The organism is Neomesorhizobium albiziae (genome assembly GCF_900114255.1).
Classification (GTDB): Bacteria; Pseudomonadota; Alphaproteobacteria; order Rhizobiales; family Rhizobiaceae; genus Neomesorhizobium; species Neomesorhizobium albiziae.
Genome location: NZ_FOSL01000007.1, coordinates 1 through 19,131, shown reverse-complemented (window position 1 = coordinate 19,131; position 19,131 = coordinate 1). Strand labels below are relative to the sequence as shown.

The window sequence follows — 19,131 nt, the reverse complement described above, 5'->3', positions numbered from 1 at the left end:
AGCCGCGCCACCTCCCACAACTATACGGTCGAAATTATCATATAATATGCACTTAACAAGTGCGCGCACGTCCAGCCAAACAATGGTAGCGCTACCATCACTTGCTGTAAAGAGGCTTTGGCGAGCATCAATCCTAGTGTCTAGGCCGTTCGAGCTGTACTTTCGCGCTGTTTCAGCTCGAACCCGAGATCGACCACCGGCTGCTCCGGCCTCTCGCCGGCAATGGTAGCGCGTACCATGGAAATGGCGCGGCGGCCGATCTCGTAGCGGTGCGTGCGCAGGCTAGTCAGCGACGGGAAGGCAACCCCCGTCATGTCCAGGTCGTTGAAGCCGGCAATGCCGATCTTGCCAGGCACGTCTATGGCCGCGCGGTGGCATTCGAAAAGAACGCCGAGCGCCAGATCGTCATTGTTGCAGAACACCGCATCGAGCGTCGGCACCTTGGCCAGCGCATCGCGCAACAGCTCACGCCCAAGCGACACGCTGGATGGGGTGGTTGTGGTGGTGATAAGCCGCGGGTCGAACAGGCCGGCGCGTTCCATTACGGCCCGGTAGCCCGAGAGACGGCGCTGCGAACGCGGGTCCATGCGCGCGCCGATGAATCCGATCTTCCGGTAGCCGGCATCGACGAGATGGCGCGTGACGGTCCTGCCACCTTCGAAATGCGAGAACCCGATCATCATGTCCACCGGGTCTGGCCCGATCTCCATGATCTGCACGACCGGGCACCCCGCCTCCTCCAGCAACTTGCGCGCGGCAGGCGTCTGGTCGATGCCCGAAACGACAAGCGCCGAGGGACGTTGGCTGAGGAACACCCGCAGCAGGCGCTCTTCCTCAAGGCCGGAATAATGCGTGTTGCCGAGCTGTATCTGCAGACGGCTGTCGTCCAGCCCGTCATAGATGCCCCGTACCACTTCGGCGAACACATTGTTGGTCAGCGACGGCACCAGCACTCCGATGACATCGGCCCGTGCCGATGCCAGCGCACGGGCATTCGGATCAGGAACGTAGCCGAGTTCGTCGACCACTCTGGCAATCTGGCGGCGCAGGTCTTCGGAAACGCGTTCCGGCTCGCGCAAGGCGCGCGAAACAGTTATGGCGCCGACGCCCGCCCGCTTCGCCACATCGGCGATCGTCGGCCGCCCGCCACTGCGGCGCGAACGCGGTTTCATCGGGGCGTCGCCATGCTGCAAGCTTCGATCATGTAATTTCATAACCGTATGGTTATCTTCTTTGCAAAAGAAATGATTTTACGCGGCACAAAAAGTCATATCACCTTGCGGCCTAGCCTTACGGGCACGGCATCGGACGCGGAGCAACTACATGAGCGGGGCCAAGACAGGGGATCGCTACAGCCTGGGGATGGCGACGCGCCGGACCGTGCTCGGCGACGCCCATGTCGACCGCGCCGAAGCCGCCAAGACCGAATTCGAGCAGCCCTTCCAGGAATTGATCACCGAGGCGGCCTGGGGACACGTCTGGTCAAGGCCCAACTGGACGAAGCGCGAGCGCTCGATGGTGACAATTGCGCTACTGGCGGCTCTTGGTCACGATGAGGAGCTGGCGATGCACATCCGCGCCACGGCAAACACCGGGGCCACCCGCGACGACATCCGCGAGGCGTTGCTGCATGTGGCGATCTACGCCGGCGTGCCGGCCGCCAATCACGCCATCAAGATTGCCGGGAAGGTCTACGAAGAGATGGACACCAAGGGGGAGAAATGAAGACCGTAGCCAGCGGGCTATCGAACCGCGAGCTAGAAGTCGGAACCTTCTTCCAGCGCGATCGAAGCTGGCATCCGCCAGCGCTGACGCCGGCCTACAAGACATCCGTGCTGCGCTCACCGCAAAAGGCGCTGCTGTCGCTCGACAACACATTGTCGGAAATTACCGGGCCGGTATTCGGACACAACATTCTGGGCGAGCTCGACGACGACCTGATCCACAACTTCGCCAAGCCCGGCAAGAGCGCCATCGGCCAGCGCATCATCGTTTACGGACGGCTGCTGGACGAGCGTGGCAAGGGCGTTGCCGGCGCGCTGCTCGAAGTCTGGCAGGCCAATGCCGGCGGCCGCTACCGCCACAAACGAGAAAGCTATATTGCGGCGCTCGACCCTAATTTCGGCGGCTGCGGCCGGACCATCACAGGCGAGGACGGCTCATACGCCTTCCGCACCATCAAGCCCGGCCCGTACCCCTGGCCGAACGGGCCAAACGACTGGCGGCCAGCCCACATCCATTTCTCTGTGTTCGGGCACGGCTTCGCGCAGCGTCTGATCACCCAGATGTATTTCGAAGGCGACCCGTTGATCTGGAAGTGCCCGATCGTCCGCGGCATCCCGGACCGCGCCGCGGTGGAACGGCTGATTGCCGTGCTCGACATGCAAGCGACGATCCCCATGGACGCCAGCGCCTACAGGTTCGATATCGTCCTGCGGGGGCGGCGCTCCTCGCTGTTCGAGAACCGGCTGGAGGGCAACTGATGACGCATTCCCTCGACCGGTTGAAGGAAAGCCCATCACAGACAGCCGGGCCTTACGTGCATATCGGCCTGACACCCAATTTCGCCGGTATCGGCGGCGTCTATGAAAACGATCTCGGCGCTGATCTGGTCAGCGACAAGACCAGGGGCGAACGGATAGACATCAAGCTGCGCGTCATCGACGGTGGCGGGACACCACTGAAAGACGCGCTCATCGAGATCTGGCAGGCTGATGCTGCCGGTCTTTACAACTCGCCGTTCGAAATGCGCGGCGCCGCCGATCCCAACTTCACCGGCTGGGGCCGTCGGGCGGTCGACGCCGAGAGCGGCGAATGCGTGTTCGGAACGATCAAGCCCGGCCGCGTTCCGTTCAACGACGGGCGGCTGATGGCGCCGCATATTACCCTGTGGATCGTCGCGCGCGGCATCAACATCGGCCTCCATACGCGCCTGTATTTCGGCGACGAACAGTCGGCCAACGCAGAGGACCCGGTGCTGGCGTGCATCGAACACCGCCATCGCGTCGCCACGCTGATCGCGCCGCGCAATGGCAATACGTACACACTGGACATCCGTCTGCAGGGCGAGCGGGAAACCGTGTTCTTCGATATCTGATATGGCCGTCTCAGCCTTCGATCATCCTTACCTTTCGGGTCTTCTCGGCGACGACGAGATCGCGTCGATGCTCGGCATCGAAGCCGAAATTGGGGCGATGCTGGCGTTCGAGACAGCCCTGGCCCGGGCGGAAGCGAAGCATAGGGTTGTTCCGGCCGAGGCAGCCACGGCGATCGGTGCGAAATTGGCAAACTTCAAGCCCGATATTGGCAGGCTCCGCGACGGCACTGCCCGCGACGGCGTTGTCGTGCCAGAATTGGTGCGACAGCTGCGCCTGGCGGTCGGCGAGCCGTACGCGAAGCATCTGCATTTCGGAGCGACAAGTCAGGACGTTATCGACACTGCAAAAATGCTCCTGCTCGCTCCGGTTCTCGCCAATTTCGACCTGCGGTTGTCGCAAACCGATGCGCTTTTCGCCGATTTGGACAGCCGCTTCGGCGGAAATCCACTAACGGGCCGCACCCGCATGCAGGCGGCGATCCCGATCACAGCTAGCGACCGGATCGAAAGCTGGCTCACCCCGCTACTACACCACCGGACGCGGCTGGAGACGCTGAAGCCGTCGCTACTCGTCATCCAGTTCGGCGGGGCTGCGGGAACGCTGGAACAGCTCGGCGGCAAGGCCAAACTAGTCCGCAGAACACTTGCCGAAGAACTCGGCCTCGGCGACGCGCAGCAGTGGCATAGTCAGCGCGACCGCATAGCCGACCTCGCCAGTTGGCTGTCGCTGGTGACCGGCAGCCTCGGCAAGTTCGGGCAGGATATCGCGCTGATGGCTGAGGTCGGCGACGAGATTTCGCTTCGTGGCGGCGGCGGTTCGTCGACCATGCCCCACAAGCAGAACCCGGTCGCCGCCGAAATTCTGGTGACGTTGGCGCGGTTCAACGCGGTGCAGCTTTCGGGCATGCACCAGGCCCTGGTGCATGAACAGGAGCGATCGGGTTCGGCCTGGACACTGGAATGGCTGATCCTGCCGCAGATGATCTTGGCGACCGCAGCTGCACTCCGCATCGCGGGCGAGCTTCTCGGGAACATACAGAGTTTGGGCGATAGCGCCTAAATCCGATTGGAGTGCGTATACAGTCGAAGATGAAAACTTCGGTCATCCATCATCTATAAGCCGCTTTCCCTTCTCCAGCTCCTTCATGCGCCGCCTTGGTGCGGGCCTGCAGATCGCGGAGCGTCTTTAGCTCGCGTTCGGTCGGCGCGGGCGTAGTATCCATTTCTTCAGCGAATTTAACGGTCCAGCCGCAGCTTTCCTGAACCTGTTCGCGCGTCACCCCCGGGTGCAGTAACACAACGGTAAACTCCTTGGTTATTTCGTCAGGTTTCCAGATCGCCAGGTCGGTTATCAGCAACGTTGGACCCTTCGTGTCGATGCCGAGGCGCTGGCGATGATCGCCGCCCTCGCCGTGCCCGAAGGAGGTGAAAAAGTCGATCTTCTCCACCATGCCGCGTTTCGACTGCGCCATGGTGATGTAGATCTCGCCGGATGAAATGGCGATCTCCGGCGCGCCGCCGCCGCCCGGCAGACGGGTTTTCGGATTCGCATAATCGCCGATCACCGTGGTGTTGATGTTGCCGAACTTGTCGAGTTGGGCCGCGCCCAGGAAACCGATGGTGACTCGTCCGCCCTGAAGCCAGTAGCGGAACATCTCCGGCACCGAAACAGTGGTGACCGCGGTGTCGCACAATTCTCCGTCGCCGATCGAAAGCGGCAGAACGTCGGGGGCGGTTCCGATGGTGCCGCTCTCGTAGATCAGCGTGATGTCCGGCGCGTGGGTCAATCGCGCGACATTGCAGGCCGCCGAGGGCGCACCTATTCCAACGAAGCAGACATCTTCGTTCTTCAGCGCCCTGCTTGCGGCAATCGTCATCATCTCGTTGGGGGAAAAGCTGCTCATGCCGCGTTCCTCAAACCGGCGACGCGCGCTGCAAAATCGTCCGGCGATGCCTCGATGACATTCTCCTGCATCCAGGCACAAAAACGCTCGCGGTCGGCGGCGATCTCGTCCCATTCCAGATAGGCGGCATTGTCGCGCGCATAATAGCCGTGCGCGTAGGACGGGTGCGAACCGCCCGGCACCACCGAGATAGCGGTGATGGTCCAATGCGGCAGAATGGTCAGGTTTGGGTGGAGGTCGTCGAAATCGCTGACGACCTCCTCGACGGTGACCACGGCGCGTTTGGCGGCAAGCACTGCTTCCTTCTGGATGCCGATGATGCCTTCGACCAGTACGTTGCCCTTTTTGTCGGCTTTCTGTGCGTGGATGAAGGTTACGTCAGGCCGCACCGAAGGCACCGCGGCCAGTATTTCGCCGGTGAACGGGCAGGCAATGGATTTGATGTTGGGATTGACCTTCGCCAGTTCGGCTCCGCGATAACCGCGGAAGATCGCACAAGGTAGGCCGGATGCTCCTGCCTCATAGGCGTTGGCCATTCCGGCGTGGGAATGCTCTTCGACTTCGATCGTGTTCGGCCAGCCGTTTTCTATCGCGTCACGGGCCCGCCGCAACAGCCCAACGCCGGGGTTGCCGACATAGGAAAAGACGATCTTCTTCGCCATGCCCATGCCGATCATCTGGTCGTAGATGAGATCCGGCGTCATGCGGATCAGCGTCAGGCCGCGAAATCCCTGACGGATTGCTTCGTGCGCGGCGGCTGTCGGGATGAGGTGGGTGAAGCCCTCGAACGCCACTGTATCACCGTCGCGGAGGTTCTCCGCGACCGCCTTCTGCAGCGGCAGGAACTTCACCATCGCTCTCTCCCCTATTCACAAATGTGGCCGGAGCGACGTCGCCCCGGCCAGCCAATTTTGCGATCTTAGAGCAGCGGACGCTAGATCGGAATCGCCTTCGCTACTATCGTTTGTTCAGCATCGGATTTTCCGAAAACCGCTTCAACTTTCGGTTGGATGTTCTACAAGCCCGCGACGTAGGGCATCAGCTCCACAGTACCGCGATAGATCATCTCGCCGGCGACATAGAGGATGATCACCAGACCGACATAGGCAATCCAGCGATGCTTCTGCAGCAGATTGGCGATGAAGCTTGCGGCAACGCCCATCAGTGCGATCGACAGGATGAGCCCGAAGATCAGCACGTTGGGATGGTCGCGGGCAGCGCCGGCAACGGCCAGAACGTTGTCGAGCGACATGGAGACGTCGGCGATGATGATCTGCCACGCGGCCTGCCTGAGGGTCTTCGTAGGTGCTTTCCCCGCTATGGCGCCGTCCCGGTCGACGTCGCTCTCCATGAGTGCTTCAACCGCTTGCGTTTCCTGGGCATGACCATCTCTGAGTTCACGCCACATCTTCCAGCACACCCAAAGCAGCAGCACGCCACCGGCAAACAGCAGCCCGACGATTTGCAGGAGTTGGGTCGTCGCAGCAGCGAAACCGATACGCAGGACGGTCGCGGCAATAATGCCAATCAGGATTGCCCTGGCGCGCTGATCTTTCGGAAGCCCCGCCGCGGCGAGGCCGATGACGATGGCATTGTCACCCGCAAGCACCAGGTCGATCATGATCACCTGAAAGAGAGCGGTCATTGCTTCGGGAGTAAAGAATTCTGTCATACGGCACCCTTTGCTTTCTCTGGGGTGACGCGGCTCGCAAGCATGGCCGTAGCGCAACGCGGAAACCGCGCGTGACAATAATTGCCGCTACAGCAGACGAGATCTCAAAAAGCCAGGCCACCGGGTTGAATATTCCCAGTCCGACATCACAATCCCTAGGGATTGCCAGAGGGGCCCGGCCTGGTAGCGCCTAGATAACGGCTACAGCCAAGAAACTCAAGGTTGAATTTGTGCGCCGCATCAATTTGTTCCGGACTGCGACCCGATGAGCTCCAGCGCGACATCGTTCAACAGTTCGGCGAATGACCGGCTCGCGGCTTCTGATTCCGTCAAACTCGCCGTTTTGGCCGCTTGACTGGGCCGCCGCACCGAATAGGCTAGGGGAAATACCGGCCTCGGTCGCCGGACGGCAAGCGTGCCTCGTATGCCTCGCCTCCCGGCGGTGGCTGCGGGGCATTTTTCATTTTTGGATGGTTCGGTTGAAACGGCGCATCGAGATCGGCATCCTCTATTCCCGATCGGGAAACTATCGGCTGGTCTCCGAATCCTGCCGCGCCGGTGCCCTCAAGGCTATCGCCGATGTCAACGCCGATCCGAAGGGCGCAGTCGAACTCATCGCCGTCGAACGCGATCCGGAAGGCAACATCGACCGCTACGCGCCGCTCTGCGAGGACATCCTGCGTAACACCGGTGCCCGCCACATCATTGGCTGCGTCACGTCGTGGAGCCGCAAGGAGGTCATTCCGGTGCTGGAAAAGACCGGCGGTACGCTCTGGTATGCCTGCCCCTACGAAGGCTTCGAAGCCAACGAGCATGTGGTCTACATGCATGCCTGCCCTAACCAACATCTCGTACCGCTGCTTAGCCATGTCATCCCCCGCTTCGGCGCCAACGGTTTCCTCACCGGTTCAAACTACATCTGGGGCTGGGAAACCAACCGCGTCGCGCGCGACCTGATCGCTGACGCCGGCGGCAAGGTTCTGGGCGAGCGGTACTTGCCGATCGGCGAAGCCGACGTATCGCGGCTGATCGAGGAAATCCGGGCGACCAAGCCGAACTTCATCCTCAACAATCTGATCGGCCCCTCGTCCTACGCCTTCATCAGCGCCTATGCGAAACTTGCAGCCGAGGATGCGTATTTCACGCCTGAGCGCTGCCCAATCATTTCCTGCAATCTCACAGAATGCGAATTGCCGGCGATCGGTGAGGCCGGCAATGGGCATCTGTCGGCGGGACCTTACTTCCACGATGCATCGCTAACCGAGGACTGGTTGCCGCCCATAGCGGAAGCCGACCTCGCGCGGCCGTCTTCGTTCCAGGCGGCGGCTTACGCTTCGGTGCGGATACTGGGAGACATCTTGGCAACGCAAGCCCGGGACTCGCCGGCCAACCTGCCGGCAGCTTTCAGGGGGCGTTCGTTCCGCACGCCGCTCGGCACCATCAACATCGACCCACAGACCCAGCATGCTACCTTGCCGGTCGAGATCGGCCGTATCAAAGGCAACGGTTTCGAGGTGGTAAGCCGCACCAGGAAGGTAGCGCCCGACCCCTATCTCTCGCGCTACGATCGCACCGAAGTATTCGGCCGCACGAAGCTGAAAGTCGTGTCATGAAGCGCACCTCGCGCATCCCCAATCTCGGCGGCGCCAAGGTCTTTGTGCTGCACCGGCCTCACGCCAATGTCACTGCGATCACCAGACAGCTTTCGGCGATTGGGCTGGACGTGACCGGCTGCTGGCCGGAACTGCCGCCGGAGGCGCTCGCCGCCGACTTCGTGTTCTTCGACGCAGACCTCGGTTTCGACGAGCAGTTTCCCTGGGCCCCCGGCGAAGCCCCGATGCCCGTCGTTGCGTTGATCGGCTCGGAAGCGCCTGGCCGCATCGAATGGGCGCTGTCGCACAAGGCCGACGCGCAGTTGCTGAAGCCGGTCGGCAATTCCGGCGTCTACAGCGCCCTGCTCATTGCACGCCAGAGTTTTGCCGCGCGCCGGCAACTCGCCGATCAGATCGCGACGCTTGAGGCGCGGGTGGCGGAGCGCCAGACCATCGTGCGAGCCGTTACCGCCCTTTCCGGCCAGGGCATCGACGATGAGCGGGCCTATGCGCAATTGCGCTCGCTCGCCATGAACTGGCAGGTCAGCGTCGAGGAGGCCGCCCGCCGCGTCGTGGCGATAACGGAAAAGGAGGGCGGCGTTGACCAGTCCAATCGCGCCTGAGATCTCCGCGATCGCGGTGCCGGCAAGACGCCGCGCCGGCGTCTGGCGCCGTCTCATCAGACGGCCGCTTTCCGTGCTTGGACTGGCCATCATCGCGATCACCGTCGCGGGCGCCGTCTTCGCGCCGTGGCTTACCGGCTATGACCCCAACGAGCAGATGTTCGACGGACTGACGCTTGAGGGCGCGCCGCTGCCGCCCAGCGCCACCTTCTGGCTGGGCACCGACCTGCTTGGTCGCGACCTCCTGACCCGCATCCTGTACGGCGCTCGCACCTCGCTCGTCATCGGCATCGTCGCCAACGGCGCAGCCTTGCTGATCGGCACGCTGGTCGGCGTCACTGCCGGTTATTTTCGCGGCTGGATCGGCGGCTTGCTGATGCGCTTCACAGACCTGATGATGGCCTTTCCCGCGCTTCTGCTTGCGATCTGCCTCGCCGCCGTCTTCCAGCCCAGCCTGTGGATCGTCGCCATGGTGATCGCGCTGGTCAACTGGGTGCAGACCGCCCGCATCATCTTCACCGAAACAAGCTCGCTTGCCGAACGCGAATTCATCGACGCCGAACGCACCATCGGGGCGGGCACGCCGCGCATCCTGTTTCGCCACATCCTGCCGCACTTGCTGCCGACGATCATCGTCTGGGGCACGCTCGGCATCTCGACCACGGTGCTTCTGGAGGCCACCCTCTCCTATCTCGGCATCGGCGTGCAGCCGCCCACTGCGTCGTGGGGGAACATCATTTTCGAGAATCAGACCTATTTCCAGGCCGCACCTTGGCTGGTGTTCTTCCCCGGCGCCGCGATCCTGGCGCTAGCGCTCGCCTTCAACCTGGTCGGCGACGCGCTGCGTGACATTCTCGACCCGACGCAAAGGGGACGGGCATGATCGCCTATCTGACCCGCCGCCTCATCCAGTCCGCCCTCATTCTGCTCGGCGTCTCGCTGATCACCTTTGCGCTGCTATATCTCCTGCCCGCCGATCCGGTGCGCCAGATCGCCGGCCGCAGCACAACACCGCAGACAGTCGAGAGCATCCGTCAGCAGCTAGGGCTCGACCAACCCTTCGTCATCCAGTACTGGCGCTACCTCACCAATCTCGTCAGCGGCGATCTTGGCCGCTCCTATATCCAGCGTTCCGAGGTCAGCGAGCTGATCGTCGCACGCCTGCCGGCCAGCTTGCTATTGATGGTCGGCGCCATTGTCTGCGAGGTCATCATCGGCCTGACCATGGGCCTGGTTGCGGCAGTCAGGCGTGGTACCGCCACCGACCAGGCGCTGATGGTCGGCTCCTTCGTCGGTGTTTCGGCTCCGCAATTCGTCGTCGGTCTGCTGCTGCTCTACGTCTTTGCCGTGCGGCTCGGCTGGTTTCCGATCGGCGGCTATGGAACATGGCGGCACCTGGTGCTGCCGTCGCTAACCCTCGGCATCCTGGGCGCCGGCTGGTATTCGCGCATGATGCGGTCGTCGATGATCGACGTGCTGCGCCAGGATTACATCCGCACCGCCCGCGCCAAGGGCCTCGCGCGCCGCGCTATCCTGTTCCGCCATGCGCTGCCAAACGCCATCCTGCCGGTGGTCGCCATGATCGGCATCGACATCGGCCTGTTCATGGGCGGCATCGTGGTGGTGGAAAGCGTGTTCGGCTGGCCCGGCATCGGCCAGCTCGCCTGGCAGGCAATCCAACGCGTCGACATTCCGATCATCATGGGCGTCACGCTGGTTTCGGCGTGCGCCATCGTGCTCGGCAATCTGCTGGCCGACATCGTCGCTCCATTCATCGACCCGCGGATCAAGCTGCGGTGATCGGACAGCTCAACCAAGAAGACTGACAACCAAAAGAAGGGAACTCCATATGAAACACTGGTTAACCACGACAGTCGTAGCGTCGGCGCTCGCGCTGGCGTTCGGCATGGCTTCGGCCACCGCGCAGGAAACGCTCGACCCGAAGGCCAAGCAAGGCGGCGCCATCACCATCACTTACAAGGACGATGTCGCAACCCTCGACCCGGCGATCGGCTATGACTGGCAGAATTGGTCGATGATCAAGAGCCTGTTCGATGGGCTGATGGACTACGAGCCGGGAACCACCAACCTTCGGCCGGAGCTTGCCGAAAGCTACGAGATCGCGCCCGACGGCAAGACCTTCACCTTCAAGCTGCGCAGTGGCGTGAAATTTCACAACGGCCGCGAAATGACCGCCGACGACGTGAAATATTCGCTCGATCGCGTCACCAACCCCAAGACGCAGAGCCCCGGCGCGGGCTTCTTCGCCTCGATTGCCGGCTATGACGACGTTGCCGGAGGCAAGTCGGAAAGCCTCACCGGCGTGACAGTGGTCGATCCCTCGACCGTCAAGATCGAACTGTCGCGGCCCGACGCTACTTTCCTGCATGTCATGGCGATCAACTTCAGCCACGTCGTGCCAAAGGAAGAGGTGGAGAAACACGGCGCTGATTTCGGCAAGAACCCGGTCGGTACGGGCGCCTACAAGATGGCCGAATGGACACTCGGCCAGCGGCTGGTCTTCGAGCGCAACGCCGACTACTGGCTCAAGGGCCTGCCCTATCTCGACAAGATCACCTTCGAGTTCGGCCAGGAGCCGATCGTTGCGCTGCTGCGCCTTCAGAAGGGCGAGGTCGACGTGCCGGGCGATGGCATTCCGCCGGCCAAGTTCCAGGAAGTGATGGCCGATCCCGAACAGAAGTCGCGCGTCGTCGAGGGTGGCCAGCTTCATACGGGCTACGTCACCATGAACACGACCATGGCGCCGTTCGACAACGTCAAGGTGCGGCAGGCCGTCAACATGGCGATCAACAAGGACCGCATCGTCAAGCTGATCAACAACCGCGCGGTGCCAGCCAACCAGCCGCTGCCGCCGTCGATGCCGGGGTACGACAAAAACTTCAAGGGCTACGCCTTCGATGTCGAAAAGGCCAAGGCGCTGCTCGGCGAGGCAGGCCATCCCGACGGTTTCGAGACGCAACTGTTCGCCATGAACACCGACCCCAACCCGCGCATCGCGCAGGCGATCCAGCAGGATCTCGCCGCCATCGGCATCAAGGCCTCGATCCAGTCGCTCGCGCAGGCCAACGTGATCGCGGCCGGCGGCGAAAAGAACGGCGCACCCATGATCTGGTCGGGCGGCATGGCATGGATCGCCGACTTTCCGGATCCATCCAATTTCTATGGGCCGATCCTCGGCTGTGGCGGCGCGGTGCAGGGCGGTTGGAACTGGTCGTGGTACTGCAACAAGGACCTCGACGTGAAAGCCGCTGAAGCCGATTCCATCGTTGATCCGGCCAAAGCCGACGAACGCCACAAGATGTGGAGCGGCATTTACGGCAAGATCATGGAGGATGCACCGTGGGCTCCGGTATTCAACGAGCAACGCTTCACCATGAAGTCACCGCGCATGGGCGGCGATGACAAGCTCTACGTCGATCCCGTCCACATCCCGATCAACTACGACTATGTGTATGTGAACGATGTGCAATAATTGCGACTATACCATCCACGGGCGCCATCATCATTTCGGCTGGGACAATTCGTTTGCCCCGGCAGAGCGGGTGGCGCCCGGCTCGACCATCGAGTTCCAGTGTCTGGACTCGTCCGGCGGGCAGTTCACTTCAGAGAGCACCGTGGCGGATGTGCCGAAGCTCGACTTCGCCAAGGTCAACCCGGTAACCGGTCCGATCTTCGTCGAAGGCGCGCAGCCCGGCGATGCACTGAAGGTGACGATCGAAGCCTTCAAACCATCCGGCTTCGGCTGGACGGCCAACATTCCGGGCTTCGGCCTGCTCGCCGACGACTTCAAGGAGCCGGCGCTGAACATCTGGAAATATGACGCGACGTCGCTCGAGCCAGCGCTGTTCGGCAAAAACGGCCGCGTGCCGCTGAAACCGTTTGCCGGCACCATCGGCAACGCGCCGGCGGAAATGGGACATCACTCGGTGGTGCCGCCGCGTCGCGTCGGCGGCAATCTCGACATCCGGGACCTAGCGGCGGGAACGACGCTTTATCTTCCTGTGGAGGTTGCCGGCGCCCTGTTCTCGGTCGGCGACACCCACGCCGCACAAGGCGACGGCGAGGTGTGCGGCACCGCGATCGAAAGCCCGATGGACGTCGTGCTCACCCTCGATCTGGTCAAGGACGCGCGGCTGAAAATGCCGCGCTTCACCACGCCAGGCCCGGTGACACGCCACCTCGACGCCAAGGGCTACGAGGTGACGACCGGGATCGGTACCGACCTGATGACCGGCGCCAGGGAAGCAGTCGCGCAGATGGTCGACCTGCTTTCCGCGCGCTTCGGGATGGAGCCGGTCGACGCCTACATGCTGGTTTCGGTGTGCGGCGATCTTCGCATCAGCGAGATCGTCGACATGCCAAACTGGGTGGTGTCGTTCTACTTCCCGCGCTGCGTGTTCGAATGACCGCAGCAGGCATGAAAGAGCGGCCCGGGGCTTCGGCCACGGGTCGCAAAACAGAGGGCGGGCCAGTACTCAGGGTCGCCGGCCTCACCGTTTCCGTGCGCGGCGAGGAGGGCGAACGCCCGGTCGTTTCGGACCTCTCTTTCTCGCTGGCGCGCGGCGAAACGCTGTGCATCGCTGGCGAATCCGGCTCCGGCAAGTCGATGACATCACTGGCGATCATGGCGCTGCTGCCACAGCCGGCAGCACGGACTTCCGCCGGTTCGATCCGGTTGGGCGACACCGAATTGACCGACCTCGACGATCGGCGCATGCGCCGTATCCGCGGCAACCGCATCGCCATGATCTTCCAGGAGCCTATGACTTCGCTGAACCCGGTCCTGTCGATTGGGCGTCAGTTGATCGAGGCGATAGAAACCCACACCGGCCTGTCGCTCACCGAAGCGCGCAACCTGGCTATCGATGCGCTGAAGGCAGTGCGCATCCCGGAAGCGGAGAGCCGGCTCAAGCAGTATCCGCACGAGCTTTCCGGCGGCATGCGCCAGCGGGTCATGATCGCCATGGCGCTGGCGCTGAAGCCCGACGTGCTGATAGCCGACGAGCCGACCACGGCACTCGATGTCACCGTGCAAGGCGAAGTGCTCGAATTGCTACGCGACCTACAACGTCGGAACGGCACCAGCGTCATCCTCATCACCCACGACATGGGCGTGGTGGCCGAGATGGCCGACCGCGTCATTGTCATGCGCAACGGCTGCATGGTCGAAGAGGGTAAGGTGGCCGATATCTTCGAGCGACCGCGGGTGGAATATACGCGTGAACTGCTCGCCGCGGTGCCACGTATGGGTACCGGATCCGGCCGCCAGAATTTCCGCAAAGCGATCGAAAATACAAAATCGACCGCGGTCGCCGTAGCGCGCGATCTGCATGTGCGCTTCGATCTGCGTGGCGGCTTCTTCGGCCGAGTGACCCGCCGCGTCCACGCGGTCGAAGGCGTAAGCTTTTCCATCGCGCCAAACGAGACGCTGTCTTTGGTCGGCGAATCCGGCTGCGGCAAGTCGACGACCGCCAAAGCGCTCGCCGGCTTGGTGCCCTACATCGGCGAGCTTTCGATCGGCGGCCGCAACCTTTCCGGCCTCAGCCGCGACGGGCGGAAGGCTGTACGTCGCGACGTCCAAATGATCTTTCAGGATCCGTACGCGTCGCTCGACCCACGCATGCGCGTCGGCGACCTGGTCGCTGAGCCGCTTTTGATCCACAACATCGGCACACCACGCGAACGCACCGATCGGGTCGCCACGCTGTTCGAACGCGTCGGCCTGTCGGCCGACCAGATGGAACGCTATCCGCATGAGTTTTCCGGCGGCCAGCGTCAACGCATCTGCATCGCGCGCGCGCTGGCGCTACGGCCCAAGCTCATCATCGCAGATGAGAGCGTTTCGGCGCTCGACGTGTCGGTGCAGGCACGCGTGCTGCAATTGTTGAAGGAACTGCAACGCGAATTCGGTGTCGCCTATCTGTTCATTTCGCACGACATGGCGGTGGTGGAAAACATCTCCGACCGGGTCGCTGTCATGTACCTTGGGCAGATCGTCGAGATGGGCACGCGCGACCAGATCTTTGCCAATCCGCGCCATCCCTATACCAGGCGGTTGATCGAGGCGGTGCCGGTGCCCGATCCGGCACGGCGGCGGTCCGGTTTCTCGCGCCTCGACCAAGAGATCGCGAGCGCGACTTACAAAATCGGCGAGGCACCGCATCGGCTGGTTTTGACCGATGTCGGAAACGGGCATCTCGTCGCGACGTAACGGACAGGCCAGGTGAGTCAGCCAGACACCATCATTGGGCTCAAAGTGGTCAGGCGCCCGCTTCGCGTACGAGAACCTTCAAGACCTGGCGCCAGGCTCGTGCCATCAGGCTCTCGGCGCGCCCTTCGAGCAGAAGCATGCCACGCCTGGTCTGGTCCGGTTGCCTCTGCTCTCCGGCGACCCGGGCATTGACCGCATATTGCGCGGACACCGGCGCCAACTGGCCGCGCTCCGAGGGATGCACCGCGATCTCGCCGCCGAATTGTGAGGTCAGTTGCGGAATATCGAGATACTTCGCGCCCGATATAGCGGCCGACGTCAACGTGACCGGAAACTTCGGCTGCGTCAGATCGTCGGGAATGAACCAGCCCGAGGCGCCCGGTTCGATGCGTGCCCGGTCGTCACCCGACACATAGCCGCGCACGACGATGCCGCCTCCCCCGGACAGGAAGGCGAGCTGCTCCTTGCGCGAAACCCATTGCCCGGGAGCAATCTCGGCGTTCATGTCTGCGATACTACCGTCGAACGGCGCACGGATAACAAGCTTTTCCTCGCGTTGCTTCAGCCCGTCGCGCTTGGCGACCAGACCGCTCAGTTCCATTTCGAGGATCCCGCGGCCAGCCAGGTCCTCCGCATCGGCGCCGATGCGCCCGAGGCGGCGTTGCGCCAGGTCGATCTCGATCTCCGCGAGGCGGCGTTCCTCCGCCAGTGTCTGCGAGGAAATCGCGAACAGCACATCGCCTTTGCGCACCATCTGCCCACGCTGAACATTGATTGCATCGACGCGGCCAGCCTCCTGCGGAAACAGCCGCACGAATGTTTCCGGCAGGATCAGGGCCGGCGCACTGACGCGCGTGGAAAGCGGGATCGCGGCAAATGCCGTCAGCATTCCCGCTACAATGAGCGTCAGATAGGTGCGGCGACTTCTCAGGATATCCTGGCGCATGGACCACCATTCCTTGAACTCCGACCACAACGGGCGGACGATGAAAAACCCGATCTCGACGACGAACAGGATGACGCCAACCAGCTTGATGGTGAAGTGATAAACCAACAGCGCGATACCGAGATAAAGCAACAGCCGGTAGATCGCGGTGCAGATGGCGTAGATCGTCAGGATGGCGTCGAGCCGCGGCGGAAACGGTTCGGGCGCGGGATAACCAACACCGAACAGCAATTCGCGTAACCGCCAGCGCAGGTGCTGGAAAGCCCGGTGCTGCAGGTTCTCGACGCCGAGCAGGTCTGCCAGCATGTAATATCCGTCGAACCGCATGAACGGATTGATGTTGATCAGAAGGCTCATGATCCAACCGGTGGCGGCGAGGACGAAAAAGGCGCTGCGCAGCGGACCATCGGGAACGAACGCCCAAAGAAAAAGCGCGAAGGCCGCAACGCAGAGCTCGACGGCTACGCCCGCCGAGTCGATCGCCATGCGCGACTTGCGGGATCTCAGCTTCCAGGCCTCGGTGACGTCGGTATAGAGCAGCGGCACCATCACCATGAAGGCGACTCCCATCGTCGGGATCCGGCAGCCGTGGCGATGGGCGACATAAGCGTGCCCGAGTTCGTGCAGCGATTTGACGAGCACGATCGACACTAGCGATATCGCTGCGCCCTCCAACGAGAAGACGTAAGGAAACGTGCTTATGAACGCCTCCCATTGCCGGGAGACGAGATAAAGCCCGGCTGCTCCGGCCAGGGCCGCGAAGAACAGGAAGCCGCGACTGAACAGGAACGCGACATAGGGCCAGGTGGCGCGGATAAATGGCTCCGGCCGCACCAGCGGAATCTTGAAGAACAGGTAGTTGTGGATGAGCCGCATGAACCATGAATGGCGGCGTTGCGCGGCGTCGTGGAGTGTGCGCCATGAACCCGAGGCGGGCTGCGCGAGAAAGAAATTGGCGTCGAGCAGCCGCAGCACCATGCCGATTTCTTCGGCATCGGTACGGCGGCCGAAACGCGCGTCGAGTGCTTTGGCGAGGTTCCCGACGGTACCGCTTCGGTTCCACAGCGACAGTAGCTGGAACATTTCGTAGGTAACGCGGAAGAAGCGGTTACGCAGCGGGTCGAGCACCACCCAGACGGGCGCCCCCGAATAGCTGGCGCCCCCCCGCATGATCTTCAGGTCCTCCCGCAGCGGAGGTAACGGGATGTCAGTCGTGCTCACAGGCCGAACCGCTGCCTGATCGTGGCGATCGGACGCCGGAACAGGTAGTAGGCAAGCGGCACCTTTTCGCCGGAAATCTGCGCCGTGCCGCGGATGCCGAGCCGCAGCGGCGCCTGCCCGGCGCCGATTGCCGCGTAGATCCTATAGGCCAGCGCATTCCCATCGGTCAGTTGTGCCTCGTACGAGGCCGAACGCACCTCGGCGGCCACCGGTCGCAATGGATCGGAATCGAGGAAAGCACGCACTTTTGCACCGGACTGCACGGCGATCGCATCCGCCACGGGCACGTCGATCCGCAGTTGCACCTTGTCTGGGTCGGCGATCTCCATCAACCGTTCACCCGTCGAAACAGGACGGCCGATCCAGTCGCGCTTGTAGGTGAAGATGGCGACACCCGGCGCCGGTGCGGTCACTTCCGTACGCTTCAGGAGATCACGGGCGTAGTCGCGTTTCGCGGTGGCGAGCGACAGCTCGTCCGTGCCACGGCGAGATCGCCGCGCACCTTCGGATCGCCGACAGCGCCCTGGGTAACCTGTTTGAGCCGAGCCTCGGCGACGTTCAGCCCTTGCTCGGCCACCGCGAGCTCATTGCGCAACGCGGTATCCGACATGCGGAGCAGCAATTGCCCGGCCTCGACGGAAGCGTTGGGATCGACGGCGATGGAATCGATCACCCCATCGATCGGCGCTGCGACGATACGCGGTTCGATCGGCGTCACCTCGACCGGCGCCAGAACAGTCAGCGGAACGGGATAGAAGCAAGCCGCGATCGCAGCTACGGCGCCAACGGCGAACAGCGGTTTCAGGCTTATGCGCCGTTTCAGGCGGCGGGGCCCCGCGAGAGCCGCCCAGGCATGTCCATAGGTTTCGGCAAGCCGCGACGCGACAACGACATCGGCTTCCAGCCAGGGAACCTCGCGTGCCAGCAGCATGCCGGCAAAAACCTGGCCGTCGCGCAGCCTGAAAGGCTGCCAGAGCAGAAAACGGTAGGGAAACGACTTGTGTTCCTCATCGTCCGGGGGGCAATAGGCCGGCAGGGCGAATTCACGCTTTTCGTCAAGGCCCGCATCGGCCGCCAAGTTGCGGATGAGATTTTCCACCCAGCGCAGACGTGGAGAGTCCCGCTCGATCTTGCCGATCGCAGATACCGCCTCGACCCTTTGTTTCGCTCCCTTCGCAGTGAAGACGAAAACCTGGCGGGCCCGGGTCAACCGCAACGTTTCGTTGGCGATGAGAAAGACCAGTTCGCCGACCGTTTCTGCACGCCGGGTATCCGCCTCGATTTTGAGAAGCAGCTCGAAAGCCTGCCGATTCTGTGCGCCTTGCTCGCTTACCGCAGGCTTGGGTCGTATTTGGATAGCCTCCATGGCGCGCTTTTCAGCCATCGGGCGCAGCGAATTTGGCCGGTCCGCTCATGCCGGGCAACACGCCCTCCCGGGTTCCGGTGAATCGCCCGGTGACCTTGACTGTCTGGCTGACGGGATCGACGACCGCGGCGATCCTGGTGACCTCCGCGGGCAGAGACTTACCCGTTTCCTCGATGCTAAAATCGAAGACGACGCCGGCTTTCAGCCAACGCAGCCACTGCGACGGCAACAGCATCTCGATCTCCAGTTCGGCCTCGCCCACGACCTGCATCAGAGGCTGTGTTCGGTCCGGGATTTCGTGCGCATGCGCGCGCATCAGTGCGATACGCCCGTCGAACGGCGCCTTGATCACGCAGCGGGAGAGTTTGCTGCGATAGGCGTCGAAAGGGCTGCTCGATGAGAGCAGCCCTGGTGTTTGATATGACAAAGGCCCGCGATTGCGGGCCTTTGGTATTTGGTTGCGGGGACAGGATTTGAA

Annotated in this window: 19 protein-coding genes; 11 read left to right on the top strand and 8 right to left on the bottom strand. The window is 62.6% G+C overall.

Features of this window, described 5'->3' with window-relative positions; translation table 11 throughout:
- Positions 1 to 140 precede the first annotated feature (140 nt).
- Positions 141 to 1,172, bottom strand: a complete 1,032-nt coding sequence (gene gntR / locus F3H98_RS13285) for an HTH-type transcriptional regulator GntR (RefSeq protein WP_149760635.1) — start codon at positions 1,170 to 1,172, stop codon at positions 141 to 143.
- Between the two features lie 151 nt (positions 1,173 to 1,323).
- On the opposite strand from gntR, the gene pcaC reads away from it, so the two are divergent.
- From pcaC to F3H98_RS13265, 4 genes are read left to right on the top strand one after another with little or no spacing between them, the layout of a single operon-like run.
- Positions 1,324 to 1,725, top strand: coding sequence for a 4-carboxymuconolactone decarboxylase (gene pcaC, locus F3H98_RS13280; RefSeq protein WP_149760634.1), 402 nt, complete (start codon positions 1,324 to 1,326; stop codon positions 1,723 to 1,725).
- Positions 1,722 to 2,483 (top strand): protocatechuate 3,4-dioxygenase subunit beta, encoded by a 762-nt coding sequence (pcaH, locus tag F3H98_RS13275; protein WP_149760633.1) that lies wholly within the window; start codon positions 1,722 to 1,724, stop codon positions 2,481 to 2,483. Before pcaC ends, pcaH begins: the two co-directional genes overlap by 4 nt.
- Complete coding sequence (gene pcaG, locus F3H98_RS13270) at positions 2,483 to 3,097, top strand: protocatechuate 3,4-dioxygenase subunit alpha (RefSeq protein WP_149760632.1); 615 nt, start codon at positions 2,483 to 2,485, stop codon at positions 3,095 to 3,097. The genes pcaH and pcaG overlap by 1 nt, the downstream gene beginning before the upstream one ends.
- 1 nt (position 3,098) lies before the next feature.
- Complete coding sequence (locus F3H98_RS13265) at positions 3,099 to 4,157, top strand: 3-carboxy-cis,cis-muconate cycloisomerase (RefSeq protein WP_149760631.1); 1,059 nt, start codon at positions 3,099 to 3,101, stop codon at positions 4,155 to 4,157.
- A 49-nt stretch (positions 4,158 to 4,206) separates the two neighbouring features.
- On the opposite strand, the gene F3H98_RS13260 is transcribed toward F3H98_RS13265, so the two are convergent.
- From F3H98_RS13260 to F3H98_RS13250, 3 genes are all read right to left on the bottom strand, one after another.
- Positions 4,207 to 5,001 carry a CoA-transferase subunit beta gene (locus tag F3H98_RS13260; RefSeq protein WP_149760630.1) on the bottom strand — a complete coding sequence of 265 codons (795 nt, stop codon included), beginning with the start codon at positions 4,999 to 5,001 and terminating at the stop codon, positions 4,207 to 4,209.
- A complete protein-coding gene (locus tag F3H98_RS13255; RefSeq protein WP_149760629.1) occupies positions 4,998 to 5,855 on the bottom strand; it encodes a CoA transferase subunit A in 858 nt (285 codons plus the stop codon). Before F3H98_RS13255 ends, F3H98_RS13260 begins: the two co-directional genes overlap by 4 nt.
- 161 nt (positions 5,856 to 6,016) lie before the next feature.
- Positions 6,017 to 6,673, bottom strand: a complete 657-nt coding sequence (locus F3H98_RS13250) for a TerC family protein (protein ID WP_149760628.1) — start codon at positions 6,671 to 6,673, stop codon at positions 6,017 to 6,019.
- 479 nt (positions 6,674 to 7,152) lie between these two features.
- On the opposite strand from F3H98_RS13250, the gene F3H98_RS13245 reads away from it, so the two are divergent.
- The 7 genes from F3H98_RS13245 (at position 7,153) to F3H98_RS13215 (ending at position 15,120) form a co-directional block, all read left to right on the top strand.
- Positions 7,153 to 8,286, top strand: a complete 1,134-nt coding sequence (locus F3H98_RS13245; RefSeq protein ID WP_149760627.1) for a transporter substrate-binding protein — start codon at positions 7,153 to 7,155, stop codon at positions 8,284 to 8,286.
- Positions 8,283 to 8,888, top strand: a complete 606-nt coding sequence (locus F3H98_RS13240; RefSeq protein ID WP_149760626.1) for an ANTAR domain-containing response regulator — start codon at positions 8,283 to 8,285, stop codon at positions 8,886 to 8,888. The genes F3H98_RS13245 and F3H98_RS13240 overlap by 4 nt, the downstream gene beginning before the upstream one ends.
- Positions 8,866 to 9,771: an ABC transporter permease gene (locus F3H98_RS13235; protein ID WP_149760625.1), complete on the top strand. Its 906-nt coding sequence runs from the start codon at positions 8,866 to 8,868 to the stop codon at positions 9,769 to 9,771. The genes F3H98_RS13240 and F3H98_RS13235 overlap by 23 nt, the downstream gene beginning before the upstream one ends.
- Positions 9,768 to 10,688 (top strand): ABC transporter permease, encoded by a 921-nt coding sequence (locus tag F3H98_RS13230; RefSeq protein WP_149760624.1) that lies wholly within the window; start codon positions 9,768 to 9,770, stop codon positions 10,686 to 10,688. Before F3H98_RS13235 ends, F3H98_RS13230 begins: the two co-directional genes overlap by 4 nt.
- A 106-nt stretch (positions 10,689 to 10,794) precedes the next feature.
- On the top strand, positions 10,795 to 12,381 hold the full coding sequence (locus tag F3H98_RS13225; protein ID WP_425294844.1) for an ABC transporter substrate-binding protein: 1,587 nt from the start codon (positions 10,795 to 10,797) through the stop codon (positions 12,379 to 12,381).
- Positions 12,371 to 13,315: an acetamidase/formamidase family protein gene (locus F3H98_RS13220; protein WP_149760622.1), complete on the top strand. Its 945-nt coding sequence runs from the start codon at positions 12,371 to 12,373 to the stop codon at positions 13,313 to 13,315. The genes F3H98_RS13225 and F3H98_RS13220 overlap by 11 nt, the downstream gene beginning before the upstream one ends.
- An 11-nt stretch (positions 13,316 to 13,326) precedes the next feature.
- Positions 13,327 to 15,120, top strand: coding sequence for an ABC transporter ATP-binding protein (locus tag F3H98_RS13215; RefSeq protein ID WP_149760814.1), 1,794 nt, complete (start codon positions 13,327 to 13,329; stop codon positions 15,118 to 15,120).
- A gap of 49 nt (positions 15,121 to 15,169) precedes the next feature.
- On the opposite strand, the gene F3H98_RS13210 is transcribed toward F3H98_RS13215, so the two are convergent.
- The 4 genes from F3H98_RS13210 to F3H98_RS13200 are packed head-to-tail and all read right to left on the bottom strand — an operon-like array spanning position 15,170 to position 19,005.
- Positions 15,170 to 17,287 carry an HlyD family efflux transporter periplasmic adaptor subunit gene (locus tag F3H98_RS13210; protein WP_244621714.1) on the bottom strand — a complete coding sequence of 706 codons (2,118 nt, stop codon included), beginning with the start codon at positions 17,285 to 17,287 and terminating at the stop codon, positions 15,170 to 15,172.
- The gene (locus F3H98_RS31755) at positions 17,284 to 17,700 is read right to left on the bottom strand and encodes an HlyD family secretion protein (protein ID WP_244621713.1); all 417 of its coding nucleotides are present in this window, start codon (positions 17,698 to 17,700) and stop codon (positions 17,284 to 17,286) included. Before F3H98_RS31755 ends, F3H98_RS13210 begins: the two co-directional genes overlap by 4 nt.
- 11 nt (positions 17,701 to 17,711) lie before the next feature.
- Complete coding sequence (locus F3H98_RS13205; RefSeq protein WP_244621712.1) at positions 17,712 to 18,653, bottom strand: efflux RND transporter periplasmic adaptor subunit; 942 nt, start codon at positions 18,651 to 18,653, stop codon at positions 17,712 to 17,714.
- Between the two features lie 10 nt (positions 18,654 to 18,663).
- Positions 18,664 to 19,005, bottom strand: a complete 342-nt coding sequence (locus F3H98_RS13200; RefSeq protein WP_244621711.1) for an efflux RND transporter periplasmic adaptor subunit — start codon at positions 19,003 to 19,005, stop codon at positions 18,664 to 18,666.
- Positions 19,006 to 19,131: the final 126 nt, after the last annotated feature.